The following is a 26,114-nucleotide window of genomic DNA, read 5'->3' on the forward strand; positions in this document are numbered from 1 at the left end:
TCGCCGGCACCGAGCCTAGCCGCTCGTGGCGATGCGCCCGAGCAGCCCGTTCACGAAGGGAGCCGAGTCGTCGGTGCTGAGCGACTGGGCCAGCTCGACCGCCTCGCTGATCGCGACGTGGTCGGGGACCTCGTCGTTGTGCAGCAGCTCGAAGACGCCGATCCGGAGGATGCCCCGGTCGAGCGTCGGCATGCGGGCCATCGTCCAGCCCTGGGCGTACGTCTCGATCAGCTCGTCGATCTCGGCCTGGTGGTCGATGACGCCCTGGACGAGGTCGCGGGCGTAGCCCCAGCTGGAGTTCCGCTCGGGCTCCTGACGGGCCCGCGCCGTCTCGGCGGCCAGGGCGTCGGTCATGCTGATCTGGCGGATGTCGGCGACGTACAGGACGTCGAGGGCGCGCTTGCGCGCCTTGGTGCGTGCGCTCACTGTGCGGGTGGCCGCCGACTACTCGTTGACGCGGCCGAGGTAGCCGCCGTCGCGCGTGTCGACCTTGACCTTCGTGCCGGTCTCGAGGAACAGCGGGACCTGGATCTCGTAGCCGGTCTCGACGGTGGCCGCCTTCGTGCCGCCGGTGGAGCGGTCGCCCTGCAGGCCGGGCTCGGTGTAGGTGACCTCGAGGACGACGGAGGCGGGCAGCTCGATGTAGAGCGGGTTGCCGTCGTGCAGCGCCATCTGGACGTTCTGGTTCTCGAGCATGAAGTTCTTCGCGTCGCCGACGATGGTGGCGGGCACGTTGATCTGGTCGTAGTCGGTCGTGTCCATGAAGACGTAGCCGTCGGCCTCGGCGTAGAGGTACGTGTACTCGCGGCGGTCGACGTTGGCGAACTCGATCTTGGTGCCGGCGTTGAAGGTCTTGTCGACGACCTTGCCCGAGCGCACGTTCTTCATCTTGGTGCGGACGAAGGCGCCGCCCTTGCCCGGCTTCACGTGCTGGAACTCGATCACGTTCCACAGCTGGCCGTCCAGGTCGAGGACGGCGCCGTTCTTGATGTCGTTGGTGGTCGCCATGCGTGCGAGGTCCGATCGGGAGTGAGGTGGGTGGGGCCGGATCTGGCCGGGTCCGAGTGTAGCGGACGGGCCGCGAGCCCTCAGGAGCGTCGAGCGCGGATCCGGAGCGCTCAGCGGCGCCCGCGTGCGCCGCGGCGCGCCGGCCGGGACACGAGACCGCCGAGCACCGGCAGCCCGAGCCACGAGATCAGCGAGAGGCCGAAGGCCGTGGCGGCGGCGACGGCCGCGACGACGTCCGAGGGACTGGTGGGGGCGGCGTCCGCCCCGGACGACCACAGTCCCGTCCAGGGCTGCACCGCGCTCGCCAGGACGAGCAGGACGAGGATCGTCGCGTGGAGCCCGAGCCAGGCGAGATGCACGGGGCTGATGTCCCGCAGCCGGTCGAGCAGCGCGGAGGGCGCGAGCCCTGACCGCCGGGCGAACCGCAGGACGAGGGCCGCCCACCAGCCGGCGCCCGCGAGGGCCGCCACGAGGAGCAGGAAGCGCAGGCCGAAGGGCACGAGCCCCGACGAGCCCTCCTCCGAGGCGAAGGAGAGGCCGAGCAGGACGACGCCGAGCCCCCACGGCAGAAGTGCGGGGAGCGCGCCGAGGCCGGTGACGGCCTCGTGGACGACGGATCGCAGGTGCACCAGGGCCGTGGTCGACGTCGGGGCGTCGGCCAGCTGGGCCATCGCGCCCACGGCCGCCTTGTCCGGCCGGCCGGCCGTGATGTCGAGATCGTCGATGCCCCGGCGCGCCGCGACGTGACCGGGATCGAGTGCCAGCGCGGCACGGTAGGCCGTCCGCGCCTGGGACAGGCGCCCGTCGTGCACGGCGACGGCGGCGGCCACCAGGTACGCGTCCGGGTCGTCGGGCGCCAGCCGCAGGCACTCCGCCGCGTGCCGTCTCGTCTCGTCGGGCGGGAACAGCCCGAGGCGGACGGCGTCCGCGTGGACGTGCCAGTCGTCCGGGGCGAGACGGAGCGACTCCGTCATCCCGGCCCTGGCGTCGTCGACGTCTCCCATGCGCAGCGACGCCTCTGCCCAGAGCCGCCACGCCCACTCGGCACCGGGGTCGAGGGCGCGGGCCCGGAGGGCGGTGTCCCTGGCCGCCATGCGACGCCCCGTCCTTAGCTGCGCGAAGGCGAGGTGCTGCAGGGCCCACGCGTCATCGGGCTGGGTCGCGAGGTGCCGCCTGAGCGCCGCCGCCGCTTCCCCGGGCCGCCCGCCGGCCAGGTGCGCGGACGCAGCCAGGAGGTCGTCGTCGCTCACCGGCCGCGCCGCATCCCGAGGAACTCCCTGAGCTCGGCGAACGTGCCGTCGTCGACGCCGTAGGTCACGACGCTCCGGGCACTGGCCGCCCACTCCCCCACCGACGGGGTCACGGACGAGCGCGCCCGGCGCAGGTCCTTGTCGGTGACCGTGCGCGGCGTGCCCGTCGCGACGCTGTCGGCGAGGGCGCGCTGGAGCGCCAGGTCGCAGACGTAGCCGACGTCGGCCCCCGACATCCCGGAGGTGGCACGCGCGAGAGCGTCCAGGTCGACGTCGCCGACCGGTCGGCCCTCCAGCCGCCTGCGGGCGATCTCCCGACGGGCAGGCTCGTCGGGCGGGAGCACCAGGAGGGTGCGGTCGAGTCGGCCGGGGCGCCGGGCGGCCGGGTCGACCTCCCACGGCCGGTTGGTCGCCGCGAGCACGAACAGCCCGTCGTTGCGCGAGTCGACGCCGTCGAGCTCGACGAGCACCTGGTTCACCACCGCCCGCGCCCAGGCGCTGTCGCGGGACGACCGTCGCGGGGCGACCGCGTCGACCTCGTCGAGGAACAGGACGCAGGGCGCCGCGCGCCTCGCGGCCTCGAAGACGTCGGCGACGGCACGGGCGGGCGAGCCGCTCTCGTGGTCGAGGAGGTCGGCCTGCGAGACACTCAGGAAGGAGGCGCCCAGCTCGCCCGCGAGGGCCCTCGCGAGGTGCGTCTTGCCGCAGCCGGGAGGCCCGTAGAGCAGCAGCCCGCCCCGCAGGCTCGCGCCGTAGGCCTCCCGGAGCTCCGGGTTGCGGAGCGGGGCGAGGAACGCCTGCTCGAGCGCGGCCTTGACCTGCGTCATCCCGCCCACGTCGGACAACCGCAGGTCGGGGCGGTCGATCCGGAAGGAGGCGGTCCGGAGGTCGTCCTCGGCCGTCTCCCAGTCGAAGGAGCCGGCCTCGCCCGGCATCCCGTGGAGTGCACGGGGCCACGACTCCGGGTCGTCGTCGCGGGGCTCGTCGTCGAGGGGCGCGTCAGCGCGCTCGACCTCGCCGGAGGACGGCTCGAGGGCTGGCGACACCGCTGCCGTGGCAGGGTCCGCGAGGGCGCGCGCCATCCCGGCCCGCGCCTCCTCGTGACCCGGCTCGAGCACGAGGGCCGAGGCGAGCGACGCGACGGCGGCGTCGACGTCGCCGTCCTCGAGGAGCAGGACGCCGAGGTGGACCCGCAGGGGGACGTCGTCCGGGGCCTGCTCGACGGCGAGCCGCAGCGACCGGATCAGGGATTCGCGCACGGACGGATCATAGTGACCCGCGAGCCCTCAGGAGCCGATCTCCTGGTACGCCGCGAAGAGCAGGCTCGAGTCGGGGCCGGTGACGACCGTCGGCTTGCCGATGTCGTCGAGCACGATGAACCGGAGCATGCCGGCTCGGGCCTTCTTGTCGCGCTGCATCGTGGCGAGGAGCGTGTTCCAGCGGCCGAGCGGGTAGCTCGTCGGCAGGGTCAACGACTCGAGGATCCGCCGGTGGCGGTCGACGGCCTCGTCCGACAGCCGCCCCGTCAGCCTGCCGAGCTCGGCGGCGAAGACCATCCCGACCGACACCGCGGCCCCGTGCCGCCACTGGTAGCGCTCGGCGTGCTCGACGGCGTGGCCGAGCGTGTGCCCGTAGTTGAGGATCTCGCGGAGGCCCTGCTCGGTGAAGTCCTGGCCGACGACCCGTGCCTTGAGGGCGATCGACAGCTCGACGACCCGTCGGAACTCGGGGGTCGTCGGGTCGACGGCACGGTCGACGTCTGCCTCCACGATGTCGAGGATCTCGGGCTCGGCGATGAAGCCGGCCTTCACGACCTCGGCGAAGCCCGCGAGGATCTCGTTGCGGCTCAGCGTGTCCAGCATGTCGAGGTCGGCCACCACGGCTGTCGGGGCCCAGAAGGCGCCCACGAGGTTCTTGCCCTCGGCGGTGTTGATGCCGGTCTTGCCGCCGACGCTGGCGTCGACCATGCCGAGCACGGTCGTCGGCACCTGGACGAGCTGCACGCCCCGGAGCCAGGTGGCGGCGACGAAGCCGGCGAGGTCGGTCACGGCTCCCCCGCCGAGCCCGATCACCGCGTCGGTCCGGGTGAAGTCGGCCTGGCCGAGCACCTGCCAGCAGAACGCCGCCACCTCGACGCGCTTGGCGTCCTCCGAGTCGGGGACCTCGGCGATGAGGGCCTCGAGACCGGCCTCGACCAGCGCGTCGCGGAGCTCGTTCGCCTTGCGCCCGAGCGTCGGCGCGTGCACGATCAGGACCTTCTTCGTCTGCGGGCCGAGCAGCGCGGGGATGCGCGAGCGGACCCCGTGGCCGACGAGGACGTCGTAGGGGGCCTCGCCCTCGACGCGGATGGTGGTGACGTCGGTCGTCTCGTCGGTCATGCGTCGTCTTCCTGTCGGTGGTGCGGGAGGTCGGGTGAGCCGGCAGCGGCGGCGGCCAGCCAGGCGACCACGTCGTCGACGACGTGGGAGACAGGGCGCCTCGAGGTGTCGACGACCAGGTCGGCCAGGCTGCGGTAGACGGGCTCGCGCTCGAGCGCGATGGCCCGCCAGGCGTCCATGCCGCCCTGGGCGAGCAGGGGGCGAGTCGACCCCGCGAGCCGGTCCGCCACCGCCTCGGGCGTCACCGTGAGGAGGACCACGGAGGCGCCCCGGAGGCGCCACCGGGTGAGCGGGTCGAGCACCGCGCCTCCTCCGAGCGACACCACGCCGGTCGAGGCGAGCGCCTCGGCGACGACCTCGCGCTCCAGCTCCCGGAAGCGTGGTTCGCCGTCACGGGAGAAGATCTCGGCCACGGGGCCGTGCCGCTGCACGAGCAGGCGATCGGTGTCGAGGAACCCCACGCCGAGACGCCGGGAGAGCTTCTTGCCGATGCTGGACTTGCCCGCGCCCATCGGGCCGATCATCGCCACGGGGCGGTCGAGCGGTGCCGCGCCCGCGGCGTTCGGGTCGGTCGAGGGGGTCACTGGTACTCGGGGTGCTCCCGCATCCACGCCTGCCACACCTTCACGGCGGCCTCGTGCTCGGCCAACGTCGTCGAGAACGTCGTCTCGCCCGTGTCGAGGTTCGTCGTCACGAAGTACAGCCACGTGCCGTCCGCGGGCGCGATCGCCGCGTTGATCGCGAGGTCGCCCGGGTTGGAGATGGGCCCGACCGGCAGGCCGAGGTGCTGGTAGGTGTTGTACGGGTTCGACTCGTCACCGCGCTCCTCGTCGGTCGTCGTGACCCGGTGGGTGTTGCCGGTGCCGTAGGCGACGGTCGCGTCTGACTGGAGGAGCATCCCGTCGTCCAGGCGGTTCTGGAACACGCGCGCGACCTTCGGGTAGTCGTCCGCGAGACCGGCCTCGCGCTGGATCAGCGAGGCGAAGACGATGACGTGCTGCTGGTCGGCCGGCGCGACGCCGGCGTCGACCAGGCGCTGCTTCATCGTGTCGACGAGGAGCTGCAGGTAGCCGTGCGCGTCGAGCCCGGGATCGAGCTCGTACGTCGCGGGGAACAACCAGCCCTCGAGGGACGTGGCCTCGGCAGGGAGGCCGAAGGAGGCCACGTCGGCCGCCGCGGCCTGGACGTCGGCCTCGGGGATCTCGGTCGCCGACGAGATGAGGCTGTAGACGTCGACTGCGGCGGTGCCCTCGGGGATCACCAGCTTGTCGGTCACCCGGTTGGCGCTGTCCTGAAGGGCGCTGACCGCCGACGTCGCGCTCATCTCCTGCTGGAGCGTGTACGTGCCGGGCTGGAAGGTGAGGGCGGCGTCGGCGACGAGCATCGCGTAGACCGACTCGAAGCTGGCCGTGACGCCGCTGTCGAAGAGGTTCGTGGCGATGTCCGAGCCGTTCTCGCCGCTCGTGATCGCGAACGACACCTCGGTCCCGTTGCCGGTGCCCGGGTAGTCCTCTGGCGCGTCGTTCCCGCCGAGCTTCGCGACGAGGGGCGCGACCGCGCCCCACGCGGCTACGACGCCGGCGGTGCCGCCTCCCACCACGACGAGGGCGATGACGAGGAGGACGATGCCGCCCTTGCGGCTGCGACGGGGCCGGTGGCCGCCGTCGTCGCGGGCGGCACGGCGCTCAAGGCGTCGAGGGGCCTTCTCCTGCTCGCGCGTCGACTTGCGGGTGGTCGGTGCTGCAGCGGGAGGGCGACCGGCGTCGTCCTTCGCCTCGGTGGGGGGCTGAGAGGAGAAGATGTCGTCCCAGTTCGGATCGTCGGCCACGCGTCATCGTCTTTCGTCGGTGTCGGGTCGGTCTCCGGCGCCGTCGTCGACGACCGGGGCGCTCACGAGCTGACCGGGCGGGAGACCGCTCGACCGCTCGAGCTCGAGCGCGTGCTGGACGATGATAACAGCGGCGACTTGATCGATGACGGATCGTTGTCTCTTGCCCTTGCGCCCTGAAGCGCGAAGTGCAGTCTGCGCGCTCACCGTCGACAGTCGTTCGTCCACCAGGCGCACGGGCACGGGACACCGGGCCGCGATGGCCGCCGCGAAGTCGCGGGCGTCGCCGGTGGACGCAGTGTCGCCTCCCGACAGCGACAGCGGGAGGCCGACCACCACCTCCACGGCGTCGAGCTCCGACACGTGGCCGAGGATGGCGTCGACGTCGGCCGACCCCGACGCCGCCCGCGGCACCGTCTCGACGGGCGTCGCGATCATGCCCGACGGATCGGTGCGGGCGACGCCGATGCGGGCCTTCCCCACGTCGACGCCGAGGCGCACTCCCGTCCTCACGCGGCGCTCAGGACCGCAGCGCGGCGACGATGCCCGTGAGCGCCGTCGTGATCGCGGTGACGTCGGATCCGCCGCCCTGCGCCAGGTCGTCCTTGCCGCCGCCGCCCCCGCCGAGGATCCCTGCCGCCGTACGGGCGAGCTGACCCGCCTTGACGCCGGCCGAGCGGGCGGGCGCCGTCGTGGCGACGATGACGGCGGGCTTGCCGGCGACGTCGGCGGCAAGCGCGACCACCGAGGCCGAGTCGCTGCCGAGGCGCTCGCGCACCGACAGGACGAGCGACCGCAGCTCGTCGGTCGTCTTGACCGTGCCCACCGACTCGGCGACGACGGTGAGGGACCCGACGGCAGCCGCCTGCTCGACGAGCGCGGGGACGCGCAGCGACAGCTGCGCCGACTCGAACTCCGCGATCTTCTTCTCGGCCGCGCGCAGGCTGGAGACCAGGTCGCCGATCCGTTCCGGGAGCTGCTCGCGCGGCGTGCGGAGCGAGGACGTCAGCTGCGAGACGATGGCCCGCTCCGCGGCGAAGTCGCGGAACGCGTCGAGGCCGACGAGCGACTCCACCCGACGGTTCGTGGAGCCGACGGAGGTCTCGCTGACGAGGTTGATGAGGCCGATCTGTGCGCTCGTGGCGACGTGGGTGCCCGCGCAGAGCTCGCGCGACCACGGGCCGCCGATGTCGACCATCCGGACCGTCTCGCCGTACTTCTCGCCGAAGAGCGCCATCGCGCCCATCGACCGGGCCTCGTCGAGGGGCAGCACGCGGGTGGTGACGGCGAGGTCCTCTCGGACGGCCGCGTTCGCGACCTCCTCGACCTCGCTGCGGGTGGCCGGGCTGAGCGCCTGGCTCCAGTTGAAGTCGAGGCGGAGGTAGCCGGCCTTGTTGTACGAGCCGGCCTGGTGCGCCTCCGGGCCGAGCACCTCCCGGAGCGCGGCGTGCACGAGGTGCGTCGCCGAGTGCGCCTGCGTGGCGCCGCGGCGGTAGGAAGGGTCGACGACGCTGGTGGCGGCGTCGCCGACGCCGACCTCGCCCGAGCGCACCTGGACACGGTGGCTGACCAGGCCCTTGACCGGCTTCTGGACGTCGAGGACCTCGAGGTCGAAGCCCGTTCCGACGATGCTGCCGGCGTCGGCGTCCTGGCCGCCCGACTCGGCGTACAGCGACGTCTCGGCGAGGACCACCTCGGCGATGTCGCCCGCGACGGCGCGGTCGACGCTGGCGCCGTCGACGATGAGGCCGAGCACGCGCGTCTCGGTGTCGAGCACGTCGTACCCGGTGAACACCGTCTCGCCCTGCGCGCGGAAGGCGCTGTAGACGCTCAGGTCGGCGAGGGCCACCTTGCGCGACTTGGCGTCGGCCTTGGCGCGGGCGCGCTGCTCGCTCATCAGCCGGTCGAACGCCTCGCGGTCGACCGTGAGGCCGCTCTCCTCGGCGATCTCGAGGGTGAGGTCGATCGGGAACCCGAAGGTGTCGTGCAGCAGGAAGGCCGTGTCGCCGGCCAGGCGAGGTGCGGTGCCGGCGCCTGCCTTGTCCTTGGTGTCCTCCACGGCGATGTCGAGGATGCTCGTGCCGGCCGCCAGCGTGCGGAGGAACGTCTCCTCCTCGGCGAAGGCGAGGCCCGAGATCCTGTCCCAGTCGCGCTCGACCTCGGGGTAGGCCGACTTCATCGCGTCGCGGGACGCCGCGAACAGGACCGGGAAGGTGGTGCCCTCGACGCCCAGGAGGCGCATCGAGCGGACCGAGCGTCGCAGCAGGCGGCGCAGGATGTAGCCGCGGCCCTCGTTCGACGGCCGGACGCCGTCGCTCATGAGCATGAGGGCGCTGCGGACGTGGTCGGCGATGACGCGCATGCGCACGTCGTCGTCGTGGACGGCGCCGTAGCGGCGCCCCGACAGCTCGGAGGCGGCGTCGAGCACGGGACGGACCTGGTCGATCTCGTACATGTTGTCGACGCCCTGCTTGAGGAACGCGACCCGCTCGAGGCCCATGCCGGTGTCGATGTTCTTGTTCGGCAGCTCGCGGACGATGTCGAAGTCGACCTTCGACCGGACGTTCTCGATCTGGTACTGCATGAACACGAGGTTCCAGATCTCGACGTAGCGGTCGTCGTCCGTGGCGGGGCCGCCGTCGGCGCCGTAGGCCGGGCCGCGGTCGAAGAAGATCTCGGAGCACGGGCCCGCCGGGCCGGGCTGGCCGGTGTGCCAGTAGTTGGTGTCCTTGCCGAGGCGCTGGATGCGCTCGTCGGGGAGGCCCGCCACCTTCTTCCAGAGGGCGATCGCCTCGTCGTCCTCCTCGTAGACGGTGACCCAGAGGTCGTCGGGCGAGAACGCGAGGCCGCCGTCGGCCTCGCTCGAGGTCAGCAGCTCCCAGGCGTAGCCGATCGCCTCCTCCTTGAAGTAGTCGCCGAACGAGAAGTTGCCGTTCATCTGGAAGAACGTGCCGTGCCGGGGGGTCTTCCCGACCTCTTCGATGTCGTTGGTGCGGATGCACTTCTGCACGCTCGTCGCCCGCGCGTACGGGGTCGGGACGAGACCGGTCAGGTACGGGATGAACGGCACCATGCCGGCCACGGTGAAGAGCAGCGACGGGTCGTCGCTGACCAGCGAGGCGGACGGGACGACGGTGTGCCCGCGCTCCCCGAAGTAGTCGAGCCAACGGCGGCGGATCTCGGCGGTCTGCATGGTTCTCCTGAGGGAGGGGGTCGGTCGGTGGGGCTGCTGACGAGGAGGCGCCGGGCGCCTCGCGCGGTCAGCTCGCGCTGGTGGTGCCGGCCGGCCCTGTCGTGGGGCCGCCGTCGTCGCTCGGGTCGGTGGCGCGGAGCTCGGCGTCACGGGAGCGGTACCCGTCGACCACCGCGGCGCGGAAGTGGTCGAGTCCGCCGTCGAGCTCGCCGAAGAAGCGGCGGCCACGCGGGGTCGAGTTGAGGAGGTGCGCACCGACGAGGCCGAGCGCGACTCCGACGGACAGCAGGACCAGGTTCTTCACGGGTGCTCCTCACGACGTGTCCCGTGACGAGCACACGGGACGACACGTCAGCCTACTTCGTCGCCGTCGCCCGTCGGGAACTGCGGAGGGAGGAGCTACGCCGGGAACGGCACAGGGAGGAGCTCCGCGGGGAACGACTGAGGGAGCGCCCCACGCGACGTGGAGCGCTCCCTCGGAAGTGGTGCGGGTGGTGCTAGCGGGCTGCGTAGTACTCGACGACCAGCTGGACCTCGCAGGTCACGGGGACCTCGGCGCGCTTCGGGCGACGCACGAGGCGGGCCTGCAGCTTGTCGATCTCGACCTCGAGGTAGCTCGGGGTCTTGGGCAGCAGGTCGACGTGACCGCCGGCCGCGGCGACCTGGAAGGGCTCGGTCGTCTCGCTCTTGGCCTTGACGTGGATCATCTGGCCGGGCTTGACGCGGAACGAGGGGCGGTCGACGAGCTTGCCGTCGACGAGGATGTGACGGTGCACGACCATCTGGCGAGCCTGCGCCGTGGTGCGGGCGAAGCCGGCACGCAGGACGAGGGCGTCGAGACGGGTCTCGAGCAGCTCGACCAGGTTCTCACCGGTCAGGCCCGAGGCCTTACGGGCCTCGTTGAAGACGATCTTGAGCTGGGCCTCGCGGATGCCGTACTGGGCGCGCAGGCGCTGCTTCTCGCGGAGACGGACGGCGTAGTCGCTGTCGGTCTTGCGCTTGGTGCGGCCGTGCTCGCCGGGAGCGTAGGGACGCTTCTCGAGGTAGCGGGCGGCCTTCGGGGTGAGGGCGATGCCGAGAGCACGCGAGAGACGCGTCTTGCTCCGGGTGCGGGACTTGGTGGACATGCGTGTTCCTATCGAGATCTTGTCGGTGGTGATGTTCCGCCAGCCAGGCGCGTGAGCGCCGACGGGCCTAACAAGAGGGATGATCGCCGCGGCGGAGACCGGCTACAGGTCGGACCGCCTTGGTCGGGTCGTCATCAGCAGCCGCGCGTCGACGCCCGAGTGCAGGCAACCCCCCGAGCATACAGGAGCACGGTCTGGTGGGCGACCCCGACCTGGGCGCGTGTCGTCGACCAGCCGACGGCCTCTCGCCCCGCATCAGCCGCCGCGGGTGATCCGACGCAGCTTCTCGAGCCGGGCGGCGACGTCGCGCTCGTTGCCGTTGGCCGTCGGGTCGTAGTACGTGCGGCCGACGAGCTCGTCAGGCAGGTACTGCTGCTCGACGACCCCGAACTCGGAGTCGTGCGAGTACTTGTAGCCCTTGCCGTGGCCGAGGCGCTTCGCGCCTGGGTAGTGCGCGTCGCGGAGGTGCTTGGGCACCGGGCCGGCCGCGCCGGCGCGGACGTCGGCGATCGCGGCGTCGAGGGCGCTGTAGGAACGGTTCGACTTCGGTGCGGTGGCCAGGTAGACGACGGCCTCGGCCATCGGGATGCGCCCCTCCGGCATGCCGACCATCTGCACGGCGGTGGCCGCCGAGACGGCGACCGTGAGGGCGTTCGGGTCGGCCATGCCGATGTCCTCGCCGGCGGACACGATGATGCGCCGGCAGATGAAGCGGGGATCCTCGCCGGCCTCGATCATCCGGGCGAGGTAGTGCAGCGCGGCGTCGACGTCTGACCCGCGGACCGACTTGATGAACGCGCTGATGACGTCGTAGTGCTCGTCGCCGTTGCGGTCGTAGCGGAGGAGCGCGCGGTCGACCGACTGGGCGACCGTCTCGGCGGTGATCACGGGCCGGTCGTCGGCGTCGTCCGGGTCGTCGTACTCGGCGTCGGGGTCGTAGTCGGCGTCCGCGTCGGCGGACGGGTCGTCCGGACGGGCTCCGCGCGCCTCCTCGGCGGTCGCGGCGGCGGAGTGGGCCGAGGCCTCGAGGGCGGTCAGCGCCCGACGAGCGTCGCCGGACGCGAGGCGGACGATCGTCGCCAGCGCCTCGTCGTCCAGCACGACCCGGTCGGCCAGGCCGCGGGGGTCGACGACCGCCCGCCGGACGAGGTCGCCGAGGTCGTCGTCGCTCAGCTGCTCGAGCGTGAGCAGCAGCGACCGGGAGAGCAACGGCGTGATGACGGAGAAGGACGGGTTCTCGGTCGTCGCCGCGATGAGGATCACCCAGCCGTTCTCGACTCCCGGCAGCAGCGCGTCCTGCTGGGCCTTCGTGAAGCGGTGGATCTCGTCGAGGAACAGGACCGTCGTCGTGCCGTACAGGTCGCGGTTCGTCAGCGCCTTCTCCATCACCTGCCGGACGTCCTTCACGCCGGCCGTCACCGCCGAGAGCTCGATGAACTGCCGCCCCGACGTGTGGGCGATCGCCTGCGCGAGCGTCGTCTTGCCGGTGCCTGGCGGGCCCCAGAGGATGACGGAGACGGCGCCCTGCTCGCCGGTGGTGTCGCTCGCCAGGGTGACGAGCGGGGAGCCGGGCCGGAGGAGGTGTCGCTGACCGGCGACCTCGTCGAGGCTGGTGGGGCGCATGCGGACCGCGAGGGGGGTCGAGCTCTGCGGGAGAGGGCTCATGGGGGTCAATGGTAGACCGGGCCGCCGACACCGACCGGCGGCTCGGATACAGTCGTCCGGGACATCACCGGCATGGAGGACACGTGGCACCGAGCAGGAACCAGGACCGTGAGGCACGCGACCGGCTGAGGGCGTACACGGCCCGCCAGCGGGTGCACGAGACGCAGGTGCGCCGCCGCCGCCGGGACAACCTCCTCGCCGCCGTCGGCGTCGTGGTCGTGGTCGGCCTGGCGGTCGTCACCCAGGTCGTGTGGAACACGGACGACAGCGCTGACGAGGCCGCCGCCTCCGCCAGCCCCTCCCCCTCGGAGACGGCGTCGGCGACCGGGGACGTCCCGAGCGCCGACATCGCCGAGGGACGCACCTGGACGGGGCAGCTCGACCTCAACGACGACGTCCAGCTCGGGGTCGAGCTCGACGGGGCCACGGCGCCCCAGGCCGCCTCGGTGATCATCGACCTCGCTCAGCAGGGCTTCTACACCGACACGACCTGCCACCGGATGAGCGACGCCGAGACGGCGAAGTTCATCCAGTGCGGCTCGGCGAACGGGGACGGCACGGGCGACGCGGGCTTCACCTTCGGGCCCCTCGAGAACGTGCCGGCCGACGGCCTCTACCCGACCGGCACCATCGCGATGGCGCGGGGCGAGGCGGCGGACTCGCAGTCGACCCAGTTCTTCGTCACCTACGGGGACACCTACCTCGACACGTCGACGGGCGGCTACACCGTCGTCGGCCGGGTGACGAGCGGCCTCGACCAGCTCACGGCGAACATCACGGACGCGGGCCTTACCCCGTCGACCGCCGAGGTCCCCAACGACGGCGCCCCGGTCGTGCCGACCACGATCACGTCCCTGACGCTCGAGTAGACCCGACGCAGGAGCGGCCCGACCACGGAGTAGGCGGGCGTCCCTGCTCGTGCAATAGGCTGGGCACCCATCGCCGGGGCCCGTCCTGGGCTCCGCGACGAGCACCTCCAGCAAGGGATGACAGTGGCTACTGACGATCAGGCACCCTGGGGCCGCGTCGACGACGACGGAACCGTCTACGTGCGCGAGGGCGACGGCGAGCGGGCTGTGGGGCAGTACCCCGACGCCACGCCCGCCGAGGCCCTCGCCTACTACGAGCGCAAGTACACCGAGCTGAACGGGCAGGTCACCCTGCTCGAGCAGCGGGTCAAGCGGGGCGCCTCGGCGTCGGACGTGACCAAGACGGTCGCGCACCTGAAGCAGCTGCTCGTCGAGCCGAACGCCGTCGGCGACGTCGCCGCGCTCCGCACGCGCGTCGACGCCCTCGACAGCACGGTGGGCGAGCTGACCGAGAAGCAGAGCGCCGAGGCACAGGAGGCGCTGGTCGCGGCCGTCGCCTACCGCACCTCCCTGGTCGCGGAGGCCGAGGCCCTCGCCGCGCAGGACCCCGCCCGCGTGCAGTGGAAGCAGGTCACCGCCTCCGTCGACGACATCTTCGCCCGCTGGCAGAAGCACCAGACCGAGGGCCCCCGGATCCCCAAGGGCGAGGGCAACGACCTCTGGAAGCGCTTCCGCGCGGCCCGGTCGACCATCGACCAGCACCGCAAGGCGTTCTACGCCGACCTCGACGCCACGCACCGCGAGGCTCGCCAGCGCAAGCAGGCGCTCGTCGAGTCGGCCGACACCCTCGCGGGCAAGGGCGCCGACGGCATCCCCGAGTACCGGCGTCTGCTCGACGACTGGAAGCGCGCCGGTCGTGCGGGCAAGAAGTACGACGACGCGCTCTGGGCCCGCTTCAAGCGCGCCGGCGACGTGCTCTACGCCGCCAAGGGCGAGATCGTCGCACAGGACGACGCCGAGTACGCCGACAACCTCACGGCCAAGCTCGCCCTGCTCGACGACGCCGAGAAGATCCTCACGAACGACGACCGCGTGTCGGCACGGGAGGCCCTGACCACGATCCAGCTCCGCTGGGACGAGATCGGCCGCGTGCCGCGCGACCAGGTGCGCCCCGTCGAGGACAGGCTGCGCAAGGTCGAGTCGCACGTCCGTCAGCTCGACGAGTCGTACTGGGAGAAGAACAACCCCGAGCGCAGGGCGCGGTCCGAGGGTCTGGCCAGCCAGCTGCAGGACGCGATCACCAAGCTCGAGGACGAGCTCGCCGCGGCCGAGGCCGGCGGCGACGCCCGCAAGGTGAAGGAGGCGCGCGAGGCCCTCGACGCTCGTCGCGTCTGGCTGGACGCCCTCGGGTCCTGACCCGCGCCTCCCCCGGGCCCTGACCGCCCGCCGTTCTCCACAGGAGGCGGCGGGCGGTTCGTCGTCCTGTGCCTCGGCGGTCATGCTGGGGCGGTGACCCCTACCCTGCCGAGACTCCTGACCGCTCGAGACCTGCCCGAGGTCGAGCTGCAGGCTGCGGCGCTCGACGGCGAGGTCTGCCGGGTGGCCGACAGCTGGGCGTCGATCGCCGATCCCGACGACGCGTGGCGGCGGGCGGAGGCGCTGGCCGACCGCCTCGGCACGGTGGTCGTGGCAGCGCGGGGCACGGCCGCCTGGATCTGGGGCGCGCGCGCCGCTGCCCCTCGCCGGCTGGAGGCGGTGGTGCCGTCGTGGGCACGGCACCGCGACGATCGGTCCGACGTCATGGTGGGCGAGGTCCTCATCGACGCCGGCGAGATCTCGCAGGTCGGACGCGTCCGGGTGACGACCCCGACCCGCACCGTCCTCGACCTGCTCCGGGCCGACGACTGGTCGGCCGACGCGGAGCGCCTCGTGCGCACCCTGCTCGTCGAGCACCACGTCGATCCGCGTCGGGTCACCGGCCTCGTGCGACGACACGGTCGGCTGCCGGGCCGACGGCGAGCGGCGACTCGGCTGCGGACGCTCGTCGACCCCTTGGTCGTCTGATCCCCGGCGTGAGGTGTCCGCCCCGACTCAGCCGGCGCTGACCCGGTAGACGTCGTAGACGGCGTCGATCCGACGCACGGCGTTGAGCACACGGTCGAGGTGCGTCGTGTCGCCCATCTCGAAGACGAAGCGGCTGATCGCTAGGCGCTCGTCCGAGGTGGACACGTTCGCCGAGAGGATGTTGACGTGGTGCTCGGACAGCACCCGCGTGACGTCGGACAGCAAGCCTGCGCGGTCGAGGGCCTCGATCTGGATCTGGACCAGGAAGACGCTCTTCGACGACGGGGCCCACTCGACCTCGATCATCCGCTCGGGCTCCTGCATGAGGCCCTGCACGTTGTGGCAGGTGGCCTGGTGCACGCTGACGCCCTGCCCGCGCGTCACGAAGCCGACGACCTGGTCGCCGGGGACGGGCGTGCAGCACTTCGCGAGCTTGACGAGGATGTCGGGCGCACCGCGGACGAGGACGCCTGAGTCGCTGTTGCGGAGAGGCCGTGACACGCCCTTGCTCGGGAACTCGTACTCCCCCTCGACCTCGGTCTGCTGCTGGACCGAGGCGAGCACCTTCTCGATGACCGACTGTGTCGACAGGTGGCCCTCGCCGACGGCGGCGTAGAGGCTCGAGACGTCGTCGTAGCGCAGCTGGGACGCCACCTCGGTGATGCTGTCCTGGTTCATCAGCTTCTGCAGCGGCAGGTTCTGCTTCCGCATCGCGCGGGCGATCGCGTCCTTGCCCTGCTCGATCGCCTCGTCGCGGCGCTCCTTCGTGAACCACTGCCGGATCTTGTTCCGGGCACGGGGGCTCTTGACGAAGCCGAGCCAGTCCTGGCTGGGACCGGAGTCGGGGTTCTTCGAGGTGAAGACCTCGACGACGTCGCCGCTGTTGAGCACGCTCTCGAGCGGGATGAGACGGCCGTTGACCTTGGCGCCCATCGTGCGGTGCCCGACCTCGGTGTGGACCGCGTAGGCGAAGTCGACGGGCGTCGCTCCCGACGGGAGGCCGATGACCTTGCCCTGGGGCGTGAAGACGTAGACCTCCTTCGCGCCGATCTCGAAGCGGAGGCTGTCGAGGAACTCCCCCGGGTCGGCCGTCTCGGCCTGCCAGTCGGAGATGTGCGCCAGCCACGCCATGTCGGTCTCGGTGCGGGCACCGGTGGCCGTGTCGTCGCGACCGCCGTTCATCCTCTGCTTGTACTTCCAGTGGGCCGCGACGCCGAACTCGGCCCGCTGGTGCATCTCGTGCGTGCGGATCTGGATCTCGACCGGTCGCCCCTTGGGGCCGATGACCGTCGTGTGGAGCGACTGGTAGAGGTTGAACTTGGGCGTCGCGATGTAGTCCTTGAAGCGACCGGGGATCGGGTTCCAGCGGGCGTGGATCGAGCCGAGCACGGCGTAGCAGTCGCGCAGCGACGTGACGAGCACGCGGATGCCGACGAGGTCGTAGATCTCGTCGAACTCGCGACCCCGCACGATCATCTTCTGGTAGATCGAGTAGTACTGCTTCGGCCGACCGACCACCTCGCCGCGGATCTTCGTCGATTTGAGGTCGGACTTGACCGCGTTGATGACGTTCTGGACGAACTGCTCGCGCTGCGGGGTGCGCTGCTTGACCAGGTTGTCGATCTCGACGTAGAGCTTCGGGTGGAGGACGGCGAAGCTGAGGTCCTCCAGCTCCCACTTGATGGCCTGGATGCCCAGCCGGTGAGCGAGGGGGGCGTAGATCTCGAGCGTCTCGGTCGCCTTGCGCGTCGCCGACGACGACTCGACGAAGCCCCACGTGCGCGCGTTGTGCAGCCGGTCGGCGAGCTTGATCACGAGCACCCTGATGTCTTTCGACATCGCGACGACCATCTTGCGGACGGTCTCGGCCTGGGCGCTGTCGCCGTACTTCAGCTTGTCGAGCTTCGTCACCCCGTCGACGAGCATGGCGATCTCGTCGCCGAAGTCGCGCTGCAGCATGTCGAGCGTGTAGTCGGTGTCCTCCACGGTGTCGTGGAGCAGCGCGGCGGCGATCGTCTTCGAGCCGATGCCGAGGTCGGCGAGGATCTGCGCGACGGCCACCGGGTGCGTGATGTAGGGCTCGCCGCTCTTGCGCAGCTGGCCGCGGTGCGCCTTCTCGGCGACCGTGTAGGCCCGCTCGATGACCACGAGGTCGGCCTTCGGGTGGTGCATGCGGACCGTCTTGACGAGGCGGTCGACGGCACCGGCGGGCTGGCTGCGGGAGAACAACCTCGGCAGCAGGGTGCGGAGGGAGGCCGTGCCGCCCTGCTCGGGACCCGCGGGGGTCTCCCTCGTGGTGATCTCGGTCACGAGCGCGCCTCCTCGTCGTCGCTCGTGCACGGTGACGCGCCTCCGGGAACGGGCGTCGGGTCGTGCACGAGTCGGGACAACGTTACTCGCTCCCGGTCAGTCGACCGTCGGGCGGGCGTCGCCCTCGCTGACGACGTCGCCGTCCGCGTCTCGCCAGGCGAGCATGCCGCCCTCGACGTTCACGGCCCGCAGGCCCGCGCGCCGGAGCGCGGCCGTGGCCCGCATCGAGCGCATGCCCGAGTGGCAGACGACGAGCACGTCGCGGTCCGAGGGGACCTCGTCGACCCGCTCGGCCAGCTCGGAGAGCGGGAGGAGCACGGCCCGCGAGGCGTGGCCCTCGTCCCACTCCGACTGCTCGCGCACGTCGAGGAGGTAGGCGCCGTCGCCCACCAAGGCCACCGCCTCCTGCGCGGTCACCTCGGGCATCGAGGAGGCGGGGCCTCCGCCCAGGGGCGCACTCACGACGCGATCACCGAGGCCGCGGCGGCGTCGGCGTCCCGCGCACGATCGTCGCGCTTGCGGTCGTCGCGCTTCTTGATGTCGGGCTCGCCGATCCGGAGCGTCGCGTAGAGCGGGGACGCGATGAAGATCGTCGAGTAGGTGCCCACCAGGATGCCGATGAAGAGGGCGAGCGAGATGTCACGGAGCGTGCCGGCACCGAGGACGAACGCGCCGATGAAGAGGATCGCGGCGACGGGCAGCAGGGCGACGACCGAGGTGTTGATCGACCGGACCAGCGTCTGGTTGATCGCGAGGTTGATCGACTGGCCGAAGGTGCGCCTGGAGCCCTCGCCGTCCTCTGCCGTGTTCTCCCGGATCTTGTCGAACACCACGACAGTGTCGTAGAGGGAGTAGCCGAGGATGGTGAGGAACCCGATGACCGCGGCGGGCGTGACCTCGAAACCGACGATGCCGTAGATGCCGGCGGTGAGCACGAGGTCGTGCAGCAGCGCCGTCATGGCGGCGAGCGACATCTTCCAGGTGCGGAAGTAGAGCGTCATGCCGATGGCCGCGAGGATCAGGAAGATCACGAGGCCCTTGATGGCCTGGCCCGTGATGTCGGCACCCCAGGAGGCGCCGATGAACGAGGAGGTCACCCGCTCGGCGGGCACGTCGTAGGCCGTCGCGAGGGCGTCGGCCACGTCGTTGGTCTGTGTCGCCTCGAGCTGCGAGGTCTGGACGCGGATGGTGTCGCTGCCGACCTGGGTGACCCGGGGGTTCGCGCCCGGGGCGACGTCGTCGACCGTCCGCGTCGCGAGGTCCTGGTCGAGCTCGGCGGGCTGGGCCACCTGGAACTCGGAGCCGCCGGTGAACTCGATTCCGAAGTGGTAGCCGCCCCGGAGGAACGGCACCGTCGCGCAGATCACGATGACGACCGCGGCGATGATGTACCACGTGCGCCGGCGGCCCACGATGTCGTAGGAACGAGCCCCCGTGTAGAGGTCGTTGCCGAACTTGGAGAAGCTGGCCATCAGCTGTCCTTCCCTTCACCGCGCGCTGAGTCGTCGACCCGGGTGCTCGTGCTCTCTGCCGCCTTGCGTTCGGCGATGGTCTGGCGCTTGGCCGCCTCTCGTCCGCCCGCGCCCTTTCGGGCCCCCGTGGGGACGGGGGTGCGGAACTGGGCCCGACCGCGGTACACGGCGCCGAGCGCCTTCGGGTTCAGCCCGCTGAACGCGTGGCCCTCGCCGAAGAACCGCGTGCGGGCGATCAGCTGCAGCATCGGGTGCGTGAAGAGCGCGACGACGATCAGGTCGATCACCGTCGTGATGCCGAGCGTGAGGGCGAAGCCCTTCACGTTGCCCACCGCGAGGATGAACAGGGTGATGGCGGCGAGGAAGTTCACGGTGTCGGAGGCGACGATCGTGCGGATCGCGCGCTTCCAGCCGGACTCGACGGCGCTCTCGAGGATGCGGCCGTCGCGCAGCTCGTCGCGGATGCGCTCGAAGTAGACGATGAACGAGTCGGCCGTGATGCCGATCGCGACGATCAACCCCGTCACGCCGGCGAGGGAGAGCCGGTAGCCCTCTCGCCAGGACAGGATCGCGATCACGAGGTACGTGAGAAGCGCGGCGATCATCAGCGACAGGACGGTGACGAAGGCGAGCGCGCGGTACTGGATCAGCGAGTAGATCACAACGAGGATCAGGCCGATGAGGCCGGCGATCAGGCCGCTCACCAGCTGGGTCTGGCCGAGGGTCGCAGTGATGTTCTCGTTGCTCTGCACGGAGAAGCTGATCGGCAGGGCGCCGAACTTGAGCTGGTCGGCGAGGGTCTTCGAGGTGTCCTGCGTGAACGTGCCCGTGATCTGGGCCTTGCCGTCGGTGATCGCGGCGTTCGCGGACGGGGCCGTGATGACCTGGTTGTCGAGCGTCACCGCGAACTGGTTCTGAGGGGCCTGGAGGGCGACCAATCGTGACGTGACGTCGCTGAACCGGTCGGTGCCCTGGCGGTCGAACTCGAGGTTGACGGCCCACGTGTTCGTCGAGTTGCCCTGCGAGTCGGTGGCGAGGCCGTTGGTGGCGTCGCTGATGTCGCTGCCCTGCACCTCGACCGGGCCGAGGATGAACTTGGCGGTGCCGTCGGTCGAGCAGGTGACGAGCGGCTCGTCGTCGCGAGCGGTCGACAGGTCGTTGTCGGCGGCGCACTGGTAGTTCGTGTACTCGTCCGCGAGCTGCTCCGTGATCCAGTTCAGGTCGGAGGCGTTCGTCGGCGAGGCCGTCGGAGTCGAGTTGAGGTCGGGGTTCGGCGTGTAGGGCGTCGCCGAGGGGCTCGCCGTGGCGTCGGCGTCGCCGCCGACCGCGGCGTTGCTCACTGCCTCGGTGTAGAGCACGGGCCGGAAGGTCAGCTTGGCCGAGGCCTCGATGCGCTCGAGCGTCTCGTTGTCGGGCCGACCGGGGATCGACACGACGATGTTCTGCGCGCCCTGGCGGGTGATCTCCGACTCGGAGACGCCGGCGCTGTCGATGCGCTGGCGGATGATCGTGACGGCCTGGTCGAGCTGCTGGCTGGACACGGACTGGCCGTTGTCGAGCTGTGCGGCGAGGGTGATCTGCGTGCCGCCCTGCAGGTCGAGCGCCAGCTCGGGGACCCAGCTCGCACCGTCCCACCAGCCGTCACGGCCCGAGTCGTTGAGGGCGGTGGCGGTGCCGTTCAGCGCGGCGAGGCCGGCGATGATGACGAGCAACCACGTCAGGGAACGAATTGCCTTCTTGACCGGCGTCGAACGTGCCACGGAGGTTCTGCTTTCTCATGGGAGCGCGCGCCCCGAGGGGCGCGCGTCGTCGTCTGGGCCGGGGCCCACGAGTGGGCCCCGGCTGTCGGCGGGTCAGGCCTTGTTCGGCTTGTCCGTGTCGGTGGTGGAGTCGAGGCGCGTCTCGTCGACCCGCTCGCCGTAGGCGGGCGACGTGCGGTCGGCGGTCGTGGTGTCGTCGACGATCAGGTCGTCGGCCGGGCGGGCGTCGAGCTCGTCCGCGTCGGAGACCACGGCGTCGTCGGCGACGACGGGCTCGACGACGCGGCCCAGGGTCTGGCGGTGCACGCGCAGGACGGTGCCGGGCGAGACCTCGACCTCGGCGATGTTGGCCTCGTCGTCGATCGACACGAGCGTGCCGTAGACGCCGAAGCTCAGCATCACCTCGACGCCGGGGACCATCTTCGACTGCAGCGTCGCCTGCTGGGCGTCGCGCTTGCGCTTGTTGCGGAACATGAAGAAGACGAGGACCACCAGGAGGAGGACCATGATGATTGTTGTGGCGTCCATGAGGAACTGCCTTTCGAAGCTCGTGGGGATGGGCGGCGCGGGCGGTGGTGAGGGTGCCTCGCGCCGACAGGCCTAGCGGCGATCATAGTTCATCGCCGAACAGCGCCCCTGACGGGCGCGGCAGCCCGAAGTGCCGCCAGGCCTCCGGCGTGGCCACGCGGCCCCGGGGGGTGCGGATCAGCAGTCCGATGCGGACGAGGAACGGCTCGACGACGGACTCGATGGTGTCCGCCTCTTCTCCGACCGACACAGCGAGCGTGCCGAGCCCGACGGGCCCGCCGCCGAATCTCGTGAGCACGGTCGACAGGACCTCGCGGTCGAGCCGGTCGAGGCCCAGGTCGTCGACGTCGTAGAGGGCCAGGGCGTCCCGCACCGTCTCCAGGTCGGCGTCCCGTCCGTGGACGAGCGAGTAGTCGCGGACCCGACGGAGCAGGCGGTTCGCGATGCGCGGCGTGCCGCGGCACCGACCGGCGATCTCGGCCAGGGCGTCGCCGTCGACGGGGATGCCGAGCAGGGTCGCGGCGCGGCGGAGCACCTCGGTGAGCTCGGCGGCGTCGTAGAACTCGAGGTTGGCCGTGAAGCCGAACCGATCGCGCAGGGGGTTCGGCAGCATGCCGCTCCGCGTGGTGGCGCCGACGAGCGTGAACGGCGACAGCTCGAGCGGGATGCTCGTCGCGCCGGCGCCCTTGCCGACCATGATGTCGATCCGGTAGTCCTCCATGGCGAGGTACAGCATCTCCTCCGCCGAGCGCGCCATGCGATGGATCTCGTCGATGAAGAGCACCTCGCCGGGGACGAGGGCCGAGAGCACGGCGGCGAGGTCGCCTGCGTGCTGGATCGCTGGTCCGGACGACATGCGGAGCGGCCGGCCGCTCTCGTGCGCCACGATCATCGCGAGGGTGGTCTTGCCGAGCCCGGGAGGACCCGCCATGAGGATGTGGTCGGGGGTCCGCCCCTGCATCGACGCCGCCTTGAGCAGCAGCTCGAGCTGTCCGCGCACCTTCTTCTGGCCGACGAACTCGTCGAGCGAGGTGGGGCGGAGCGCCCCCTCGAAGGCGAGCTCCGCTTCGGACTCGACGACGGGTCGCGTGAGGTCGGCGTCGGTCACGCTCGGGCGCCCAGCGACTTCTGCGGGCCGAGGTGGCCGAGTGCAGCACGCAGGAGGGAGGGCACGGAGACGGCGACGTCGGGCCCGCGGTCGGCGACCACCGAGTCGACGGCGGCCTGCGCCTCCCTCTCGGACCAGCCCAGCCCGACGAGCGCCGTGAGGACGTCGGCCGAGGTCGAGGAGGCGGCGGTCACGGAGGGCGCGGCTACCCGGACGTCGAGCTTGCCCGCCAACGAGAGGACGATCAGCTTCGCGGTCTTGGGCCCGATGCCGGACACGCGTCGGAAGGGCGCGTCGTCGTCGTCGGCGACCGCGTGCGCGACCTGCGACGGGCTGAGCGTGGCGAGCACGCCCTGCGCCGACTTCGGGCCGACGCCGGTGACGCTCCGCAACAGGTCGAACACCTCGAGTTCTTCGAGCTCGGCGAAGCCGAAGAGCGAGAGGTCGTCTTCTCGCACGATCAGCGTCGTGAACAGCTGGAGCGTCGTGCCGACCGTCGCCGTGAGGGCGAGCTGGGGCGTCACTCCGACCCGGAGGCCGACTCCCCCGACCTCGACGACGACGCTGGTTCCGGAGGCGGACAGCACGGTGCCGCGGACGCTCGAGATCATCTGCCCAGCCTAGGAGTCCGCGCCGACTTCTCCGCCTCGCGCCACGCCTTCTGCGCGGCCGTGAGACCGCCGCCGGCCGGTGCCGAGGGGAGGCCGCCACGACGCCACGCATGGCAGATCGCCAGCGCCAGGGCGTCGGCGGCGTCGGCCGGCTTCGGCGCTTCGGCGAGGCCGAGCAGGCGGGCGACCATGGCACCGACCTGGGCCTTGTCCGCCGAGCCGTAGCCGGTCACGGCCGCCTTGACCTCGGACGGCGTGTGCATGGCCACGGGGACGGAGCGCTCGGCGGCGGCGCGCAGCGCCAGACCGCTCACCTGGGCGGTGCCCATCACGGTCGACAGGTTGTTCTGCGCGAAGACACGCTCGATGGCCATCGCGTCGGGGCGGTGCTCGTCGACCAGCTGCTCGATGCCACGCCCGATCGTGAGGAGGCGCTGCTCGAGCGGCATGTCGGCCGGCGACCGGATGACGGTCACCGCCACGAGGGTGGCCCGGCGGGTCGCGTCGACCTCGACGACGCCGACCCCGCAGCGGGTCAGGCCGGGGTCGATGCCGAGCACCCGCAGGGTCACCTCGGCGGCTCAGTCGTCGTCGTCGTCGAGCGCGGCCTGCACGTCGGCGGGGACGTCGTAGTTGGCGTAGACGTTCTGCACGTCGTCGTCGTCGTCGAGCGCGTCGACGAGGCGGAACACCTTGCGGGCGGTCTCGAGGTCGACCTCGATCTTGAGGCCGGGGACGAACTCGACGTCGGCGGAGTCGTAGTCGATGCCCGCCTCCTGGAGCGCCGTGCGCGCGGGCACCAGGTCGGACGGCTCGGTCACGATCTCGAAGCCCTCGCCGCGGTCGGTGACCTCTTCGGCGCCGGCGTCGAGCACGGCGGCCAGCACGTCGTCCTCGCTGAGCTCGCCGGTCTTCATGACGGCGATGACGCCCTTGCGGCTGAAGTTGTAGGCGACGCTGCCCGGGTCGGCCATGGTGCCGCCGTTGCGCGACATGACCGTGCGGACGTTCGCCGCCGCGCGGTTCTTGTTGTCGGTCAGGCACTCGATCAGCAGGGCGACACCGTTGGGGCCGTAGCCCTCGTAGACGATGGTCTGGTAGTCGACGGACTCGCCGCTGAGGCCCGCGCCGCGCTTGACGGCGCGGTCGATGTTGTCGTTGGGGACCGAGGTCTTCTTGGCCTTCTGGACGGCGTCGACGAGCGTCGGGTTGCCGGACATGTCGGCCCCGCCCTGCTTGGCCGCGACCTCGATGTTCTTGATGAGCTTGGCGAACGACTTGGCGCGACGGCTGTCGATGACGGCCTTCTTGTGCTTGGTCGTGGCCCACTTGGAATGCCCGGACACGGTGCTCCTCACTTCCGGTTGACGATCCGGACCATCCTACCGGCAGGCCCGCCGCCGGGGCGGCAGCGACGGGTCAGGACCGGGCAGGGCGCAGGATGAGGAGGCGCGTCAGCGCGAGGACCAGGCGCGAGCCTTGTCGAGGAACCGCGCGTGGAACCGGAGCTCACCGGTCACCTCGGGGTGGAACGACGTGCCGAGCAGGTTGTCCTGCTCGACGGCGACGACGCGGCCGTCGTCGAGCACGCCGATCGCGGTGGCGAGCGGGCCGACCTCGGCGACCACGGGCGCCCGGATGAAGACGGCGTGCACGGGGTCGTCGCCCACGACGGGCACGAGGAGATCGGTCTCGAAGGACTCGTTCTGGCCGCCGAAGGCGTTGCGGCGCACGGCGACGTCGAGCCCGCCGATCGTGCGCTGCCCCGTCAGGTGTCGGCTCGCCGGCCCGTCCACGACGCGGTCGGCCAGCATGATCAGCCCGGCGCAGGTGCCGTAGAGGGGCAGGCCCGCGTCGACGGCCGCGCGCAGCGGCTCGGCCATGCCGAAGGTGCGGCTGAGCTTGTCCATCACCGTGGACTCGCCGCCGGGGATCACGAGACCCGACACCGACGCGAGCTCGTCGGGCCTGCGTACCGGGACGGCGACCGCCCCGAGCGAGGTCAGGACCGCGAGGTGCTCACGGAAGTCGCCCTGGAGGGCGAGGACCCCGACCCGCGGGGCCGCCGCCTCCTCGTGTCGGCTACCAGCCACGCTCGGCGAGGCGGTGCGGCGCGGGCAAGTCGGGCACGTTGATGCCGACCATGGCCTCGCCGAGGCCGCGCGACGCGTCGGCGACGACCTGGGGGTCGTCGAAGAACGTCGTGGCCTTGACGATCGCGGCGGCTCGCTCGGCGGGGTTGCCCGACTTGAAGATGCCGGAACCCACGAAGACGCCGTCGGCGCCCAGCTGCATCATCAGCGCCGCGTCGGCGGGCGTCGCGACGCCGCCGGCGGTGAAGAGGACGACGGGCAGCTTGCCGGTCTCCGCCACCTCCCTGACGAGCTCGTACGGCGCCTGCAGTTCTTTCGCGGCCACGTACAGCTCGTCGGTCTTGAGCCCCTGCAGCTGCGCGATCTCTCTCGAGATGGTGCGGATGTGCTTGGTCGCCTCGGACACGTCGCCGGTGCCGGCCTCGCCCTTGGACCGGATCATCGCGGCACCCTCGGTGACGCGACGGAGCGCCTCGCCGAGGTTCGTCGCACCGCAGACGAAGGGGACCGTGAAGTTCCACTTGTCGATGTGGTTGACGTAGTCGGCGGGGCTCAGCACCTCGGACTCGTCGATGTAGTCGACGCCGAGCGTCTGGAGGATCTGTGCCTCGACGAAGTGGCCGATGCGCGCCTTCGCCATGACGGGGATCGAGACGGCTGCGATGATCTCGTCGATCATGTCGGGGTCGCTCATGCGGGCGACGCCGCCCTGCGAGCGGATGTCGGCGGGCACGCGCTCGAGGGCCATGACGGCGACGGCGCCCGCCTCTTCGGCGATCTTCGCCTGCTCGACGTTGACGACGTCCATGATGACGCCGCCCTTCAGCATCTCGGCGAGACCGCGCTTGACGCGGTCCGATCCGGTCGTGCTGCCGGCGGACGGGACGGAGGTGGGGGTGCTGTCGCTCAT

General features: G+C 71.4%; 26 protein-coding genes. 3 read left to right on the top strand and 23 right to left on the bottom strand.

Annotation, left to right across the window (positions count from 1 at the left end; genetic code table 11):
- Positions 1-15: 15 nt before the first annotated feature.
- From nusB to EDF20_RS01970, 12 genes are all read right to left on the bottom strand, one after another.
- Positions 16-426: a transcription antitermination factor NusB gene (gene nusB, locus EDF20_RS01915; RefSeq protein WP_123545902.1), complete on the bottom strand. Its 411-nt coding sequence runs from the start codon at positions 424-426 to the stop codon at positions 16-18.
- A gap of 18 nt (positions 427-444) precedes the next feature.
- A complete protein-coding gene (gene efp / locus EDF20_RS01920; RefSeq protein WP_123545904.1) occupies positions 445-1,008 on the bottom strand; it encodes an elongation factor P in 564 nt (187 codons plus the stop codon).
- A 110-nt stretch (positions 1,009-1,118) separates the two neighbouring features.
- Entirely contained in the window at positions 1,119-2,258 is a 1,140-nt protein-coding gene (locus EDF20_RS01925) for a tetratricopeptide repeat protein (RefSeq protein WP_166644741.1), read from the bottom strand.
- Complete coding sequence (locus EDF20_RS01930; protein WP_133737545.1) at positions 2,255-3,517, bottom strand: ATP-binding protein; 1,263 nt, start codon at positions 3,515-3,517, stop codon at positions 2,255-2,257. The genes EDF20_RS01925 and EDF20_RS01930 overlap by 4 nt, the downstream gene beginning before the upstream one ends.
- A gap of 27 nt (positions 3,518-3,544) precedes the next feature.
- Positions 3,545-4,636, bottom strand: coding sequence for a 3-dehydroquinate synthase (gene aroB / locus EDF20_RS01935; protein WP_133737546.1), 1,092 nt, complete (start codon positions 4,634-4,636; stop codon positions 3,545-3,547).
- The gene (locus tag EDF20_RS01940; RefSeq protein WP_347876483.1) at positions 4,633-5,220 is read right to left on the bottom strand and encodes a shikimate kinase; all 588 of its coding nucleotides are present in this window, start codon (positions 5,218-5,220) and stop codon (positions 4,633-4,635) included. Before EDF20_RS01940 ends, aroB begins: the two co-directional genes overlap by 4 nt.
- Positions 5,217-6,464 (bottom strand): endolytic transglycosylase MltG, encoded by a 1,248-nt coding sequence (gene mltG / locus EDF20_RS01945; protein ID WP_133737547.1) that lies wholly within the window; start codon positions 6,462-6,464, stop codon positions 5,217-5,219. Before mltG ends, EDF20_RS01940 begins: the two co-directional genes overlap by 4 nt.
- A 3-nt stretch (positions 6,465-6,467) precedes the next feature.
- Entirely contained in the window at positions 6,468-6,977 is a 510-nt protein-coding gene (ruvX, locus tag EDF20_RS01950) for a Holliday junction resolvase RuvX (RefSeq protein WP_199732303.1), read from the bottom strand.
- 7 nt (positions 6,978-6,984) lie between these two features.
- Positions 6,985-9,657 (bottom strand): alanine--tRNA ligase, encoded by a 2,673-nt coding sequence (gene alaS / locus EDF20_RS01955; RefSeq protein ID WP_133737548.1) that lies wholly within the window; start codon positions 9,655-9,657, stop codon positions 6,985-6,987.
- A gap of 67 nt (positions 9,658-9,724) precedes the next feature.
- Positions 9,725-9,961, bottom strand: coding sequence for a hypothetical protein (locus EDF20_RS01960; RefSeq protein ID WP_123545914.1), 237 nt, complete (start codon positions 9,959-9,961; stop codon positions 9,725-9,727).
- 193 nt (positions 9,962-10,154) lie between these two features.
- On the bottom strand, positions 10,155-10,784 hold the full coding sequence (rpsD, locus tag EDF20_RS01965) for a 30S ribosomal protein S4 (protein WP_123545916.1): 630 nt from the start codon (positions 10,782-10,784) through the stop codon (positions 10,155-10,157).
- A gap of 255 nt (positions 10,785-11,039) precedes the next feature.
- A complete protein-coding gene (locus tag EDF20_RS01970; RefSeq protein WP_133737549.1) occupies positions 11,040-12,449 on the bottom strand; it encodes a replication-associated recombination protein A in 1,410 nt (469 codons plus the stop codon).
- Between the two features lie 83 nt (positions 12,450-12,532).
- On the opposite strand from EDF20_RS01970, the gene EDF20_RS01975 reads away from it, so the two are divergent.
- The 3 genes from EDF20_RS01975 to EDF20_RS01985 all read left to right on the top strand — a co-directional run bounded on the left by EDF20_RS01975 (position 12,533) and on the right by EDF20_RS01985 (position 15,322).
- Positions 12,533-13,318 (top strand): peptidylprolyl isomerase, encoded by a 786-nt coding sequence (locus EDF20_RS01975; protein WP_133737550.1) that lies wholly within the window; start codon positions 12,533-12,535, stop codon positions 13,316-13,318.
- A 117-nt stretch (positions 13,319-13,435) separates the two neighbouring features.
- On the top strand, positions 13,436-14,674 hold the full coding sequence (locus EDF20_RS01980) for a DUF349 domain-containing protein (RefSeq protein WP_133737551.1): 1,239 nt from the start codon (positions 13,436-13,438) through the stop codon (positions 14,672-14,674).
- A 93-nt stretch (positions 14,675-14,767) separates the two neighbouring features.
- Entirely contained in the window at positions 14,768-15,322 is a 555-nt protein-coding gene (locus tag EDF20_RS01985) for a type IV toxin-antitoxin system AbiEi family antitoxin (RefSeq protein WP_166644742.1), read from the top strand.
- Between the two features lie 27 nt (positions 15,323-15,349).
- Here the strand turns inward: EDF20_RS01985 and EDF20_RS01990 are convergent, their stop codons facing one another.
- The 11 genes from EDF20_RS01990 to pdxS all read right to left on the bottom strand — a co-directional run bounded on the left by EDF20_RS01990 (position 15,350) and on the right by pdxS (position 26,114).
- The gene (locus EDF20_RS01990; RefSeq protein ID WP_223269375.1) at positions 15,350-17,632 is read right to left on the bottom strand and encodes a bifunctional (p)ppGpp synthetase/guanosine-3',5'-bis(diphosphate) 3'-pyrophosphohydrolase; all 2,283 of its coding nucleotides are present in this window, start codon (positions 17,630-17,632) and stop codon (positions 15,350-15,352) included.
- A gap of 96 nt (positions 17,633-17,728) precedes the next feature.
- Entirely contained in the window at positions 17,729-18,094 is a 366-nt protein-coding gene (locus EDF20_RS01995; RefSeq protein ID WP_243833335.1) for a rhodanese-like domain-containing protein, read from the bottom strand.
- Positions 18,091-19,104, bottom strand: coding sequence for a protein translocase subunit SecF (secF, locus tag EDF20_RS02000; protein WP_133737553.1), 1,014 nt, complete (start codon positions 19,102-19,104; stop codon positions 18,091-18,093). The genes EDF20_RS01995 and secF overlap by 4 nt, the downstream gene beginning before the upstream one ends.
- Entirely contained in the window at positions 19,104-20,864 is a 1,761-nt protein-coding gene (gene secD, locus EDF20_RS02005) for a protein translocase subunit SecD (protein WP_123545930.1), read from the bottom strand. The genes secF and secD overlap by 1 nt, the downstream gene beginning before the upstream one ends.
- A gap of 93 nt (positions 20,865-20,957) precedes the next feature.
- Positions 20,958-21,392 (bottom strand): preprotein translocase subunit YajC, encoded by a 435-nt coding sequence (locus EDF20_RS02010; protein ID WP_133737554.1) that lies wholly within the window; start codon positions 21,390-21,392, stop codon positions 20,958-20,960.
- Positions 21,393-21,474: 82 nt separating this feature from the next.
- On the bottom strand, positions 21,475-22,500 hold the full coding sequence (gene ruvB / locus EDF20_RS02015) for a Holliday junction branch migration DNA helicase RuvB (RefSeq protein ID WP_133737555.1): 1,026 nt from the start codon (positions 22,498-22,500) through the stop codon (positions 21,475-21,477).
- On the bottom strand, positions 22,497-23,111 hold the full coding sequence (gene ruvA, locus EDF20_RS02020; RefSeq protein WP_123545935.1) for a Holliday junction branch migration protein RuvA: 615 nt from the start codon (positions 23,109-23,111) through the stop codon (positions 22,497-22,499). Before ruvA ends, ruvB begins: the two co-directional genes overlap by 4 nt.
- The gene (gene ruvC / locus EDF20_RS02025) at positions 23,108-23,683 is read right to left on the bottom strand and encodes a crossover junction endodeoxyribonuclease RuvC (RefSeq protein ID WP_123545937.1); all 576 of its coding nucleotides are present in this window, start codon (positions 23,681-23,683) and stop codon (positions 23,108-23,110) included. Before ruvC ends, ruvA begins: the two co-directional genes overlap by 4 nt.
- A gap of 9 nt (positions 23,684-23,692) precedes the next feature.
- Complete coding sequence (locus EDF20_RS02030; protein ID WP_123545939.1) at positions 23,693-24,457, bottom strand: YebC/PmpR family DNA-binding transcriptional regulator; 765 nt, start codon at positions 24,455-24,457, stop codon at positions 23,693-23,695.
- 108 nt (positions 24,458-24,565) lie between these two features.
- Positions 24,566-25,204, bottom strand: coding sequence for a pyridoxal 5'-phosphate synthase glutaminase subunit PdxT (gene pdxT, locus EDF20_RS02035; RefSeq protein ID WP_123545941.1), 639 nt, complete (start codon positions 25,202-25,204; stop codon positions 24,566-24,568).
- Positions 25,194-26,114, bottom strand: a complete 921-nt coding sequence (gene pdxS / locus EDF20_RS02040) for a pyridoxal 5'-phosphate synthase lyase subunit PdxS (protein ID WP_123545943.1) — start codon at positions 26,112-26,114, stop codon at positions 25,194-25,196. Before pdxS ends, pdxT begins: the two co-directional genes overlap by 11 nt.

The sequence above is a fragment of the Frigoribacterium sp. PhB116 genome (assembly GCF_004364285.1).
Lineage (GTDB): Bacteria > Actinomycetota > Actinomycetes > Actinomycetales > Microbacteriaceae > Frigoribacterium.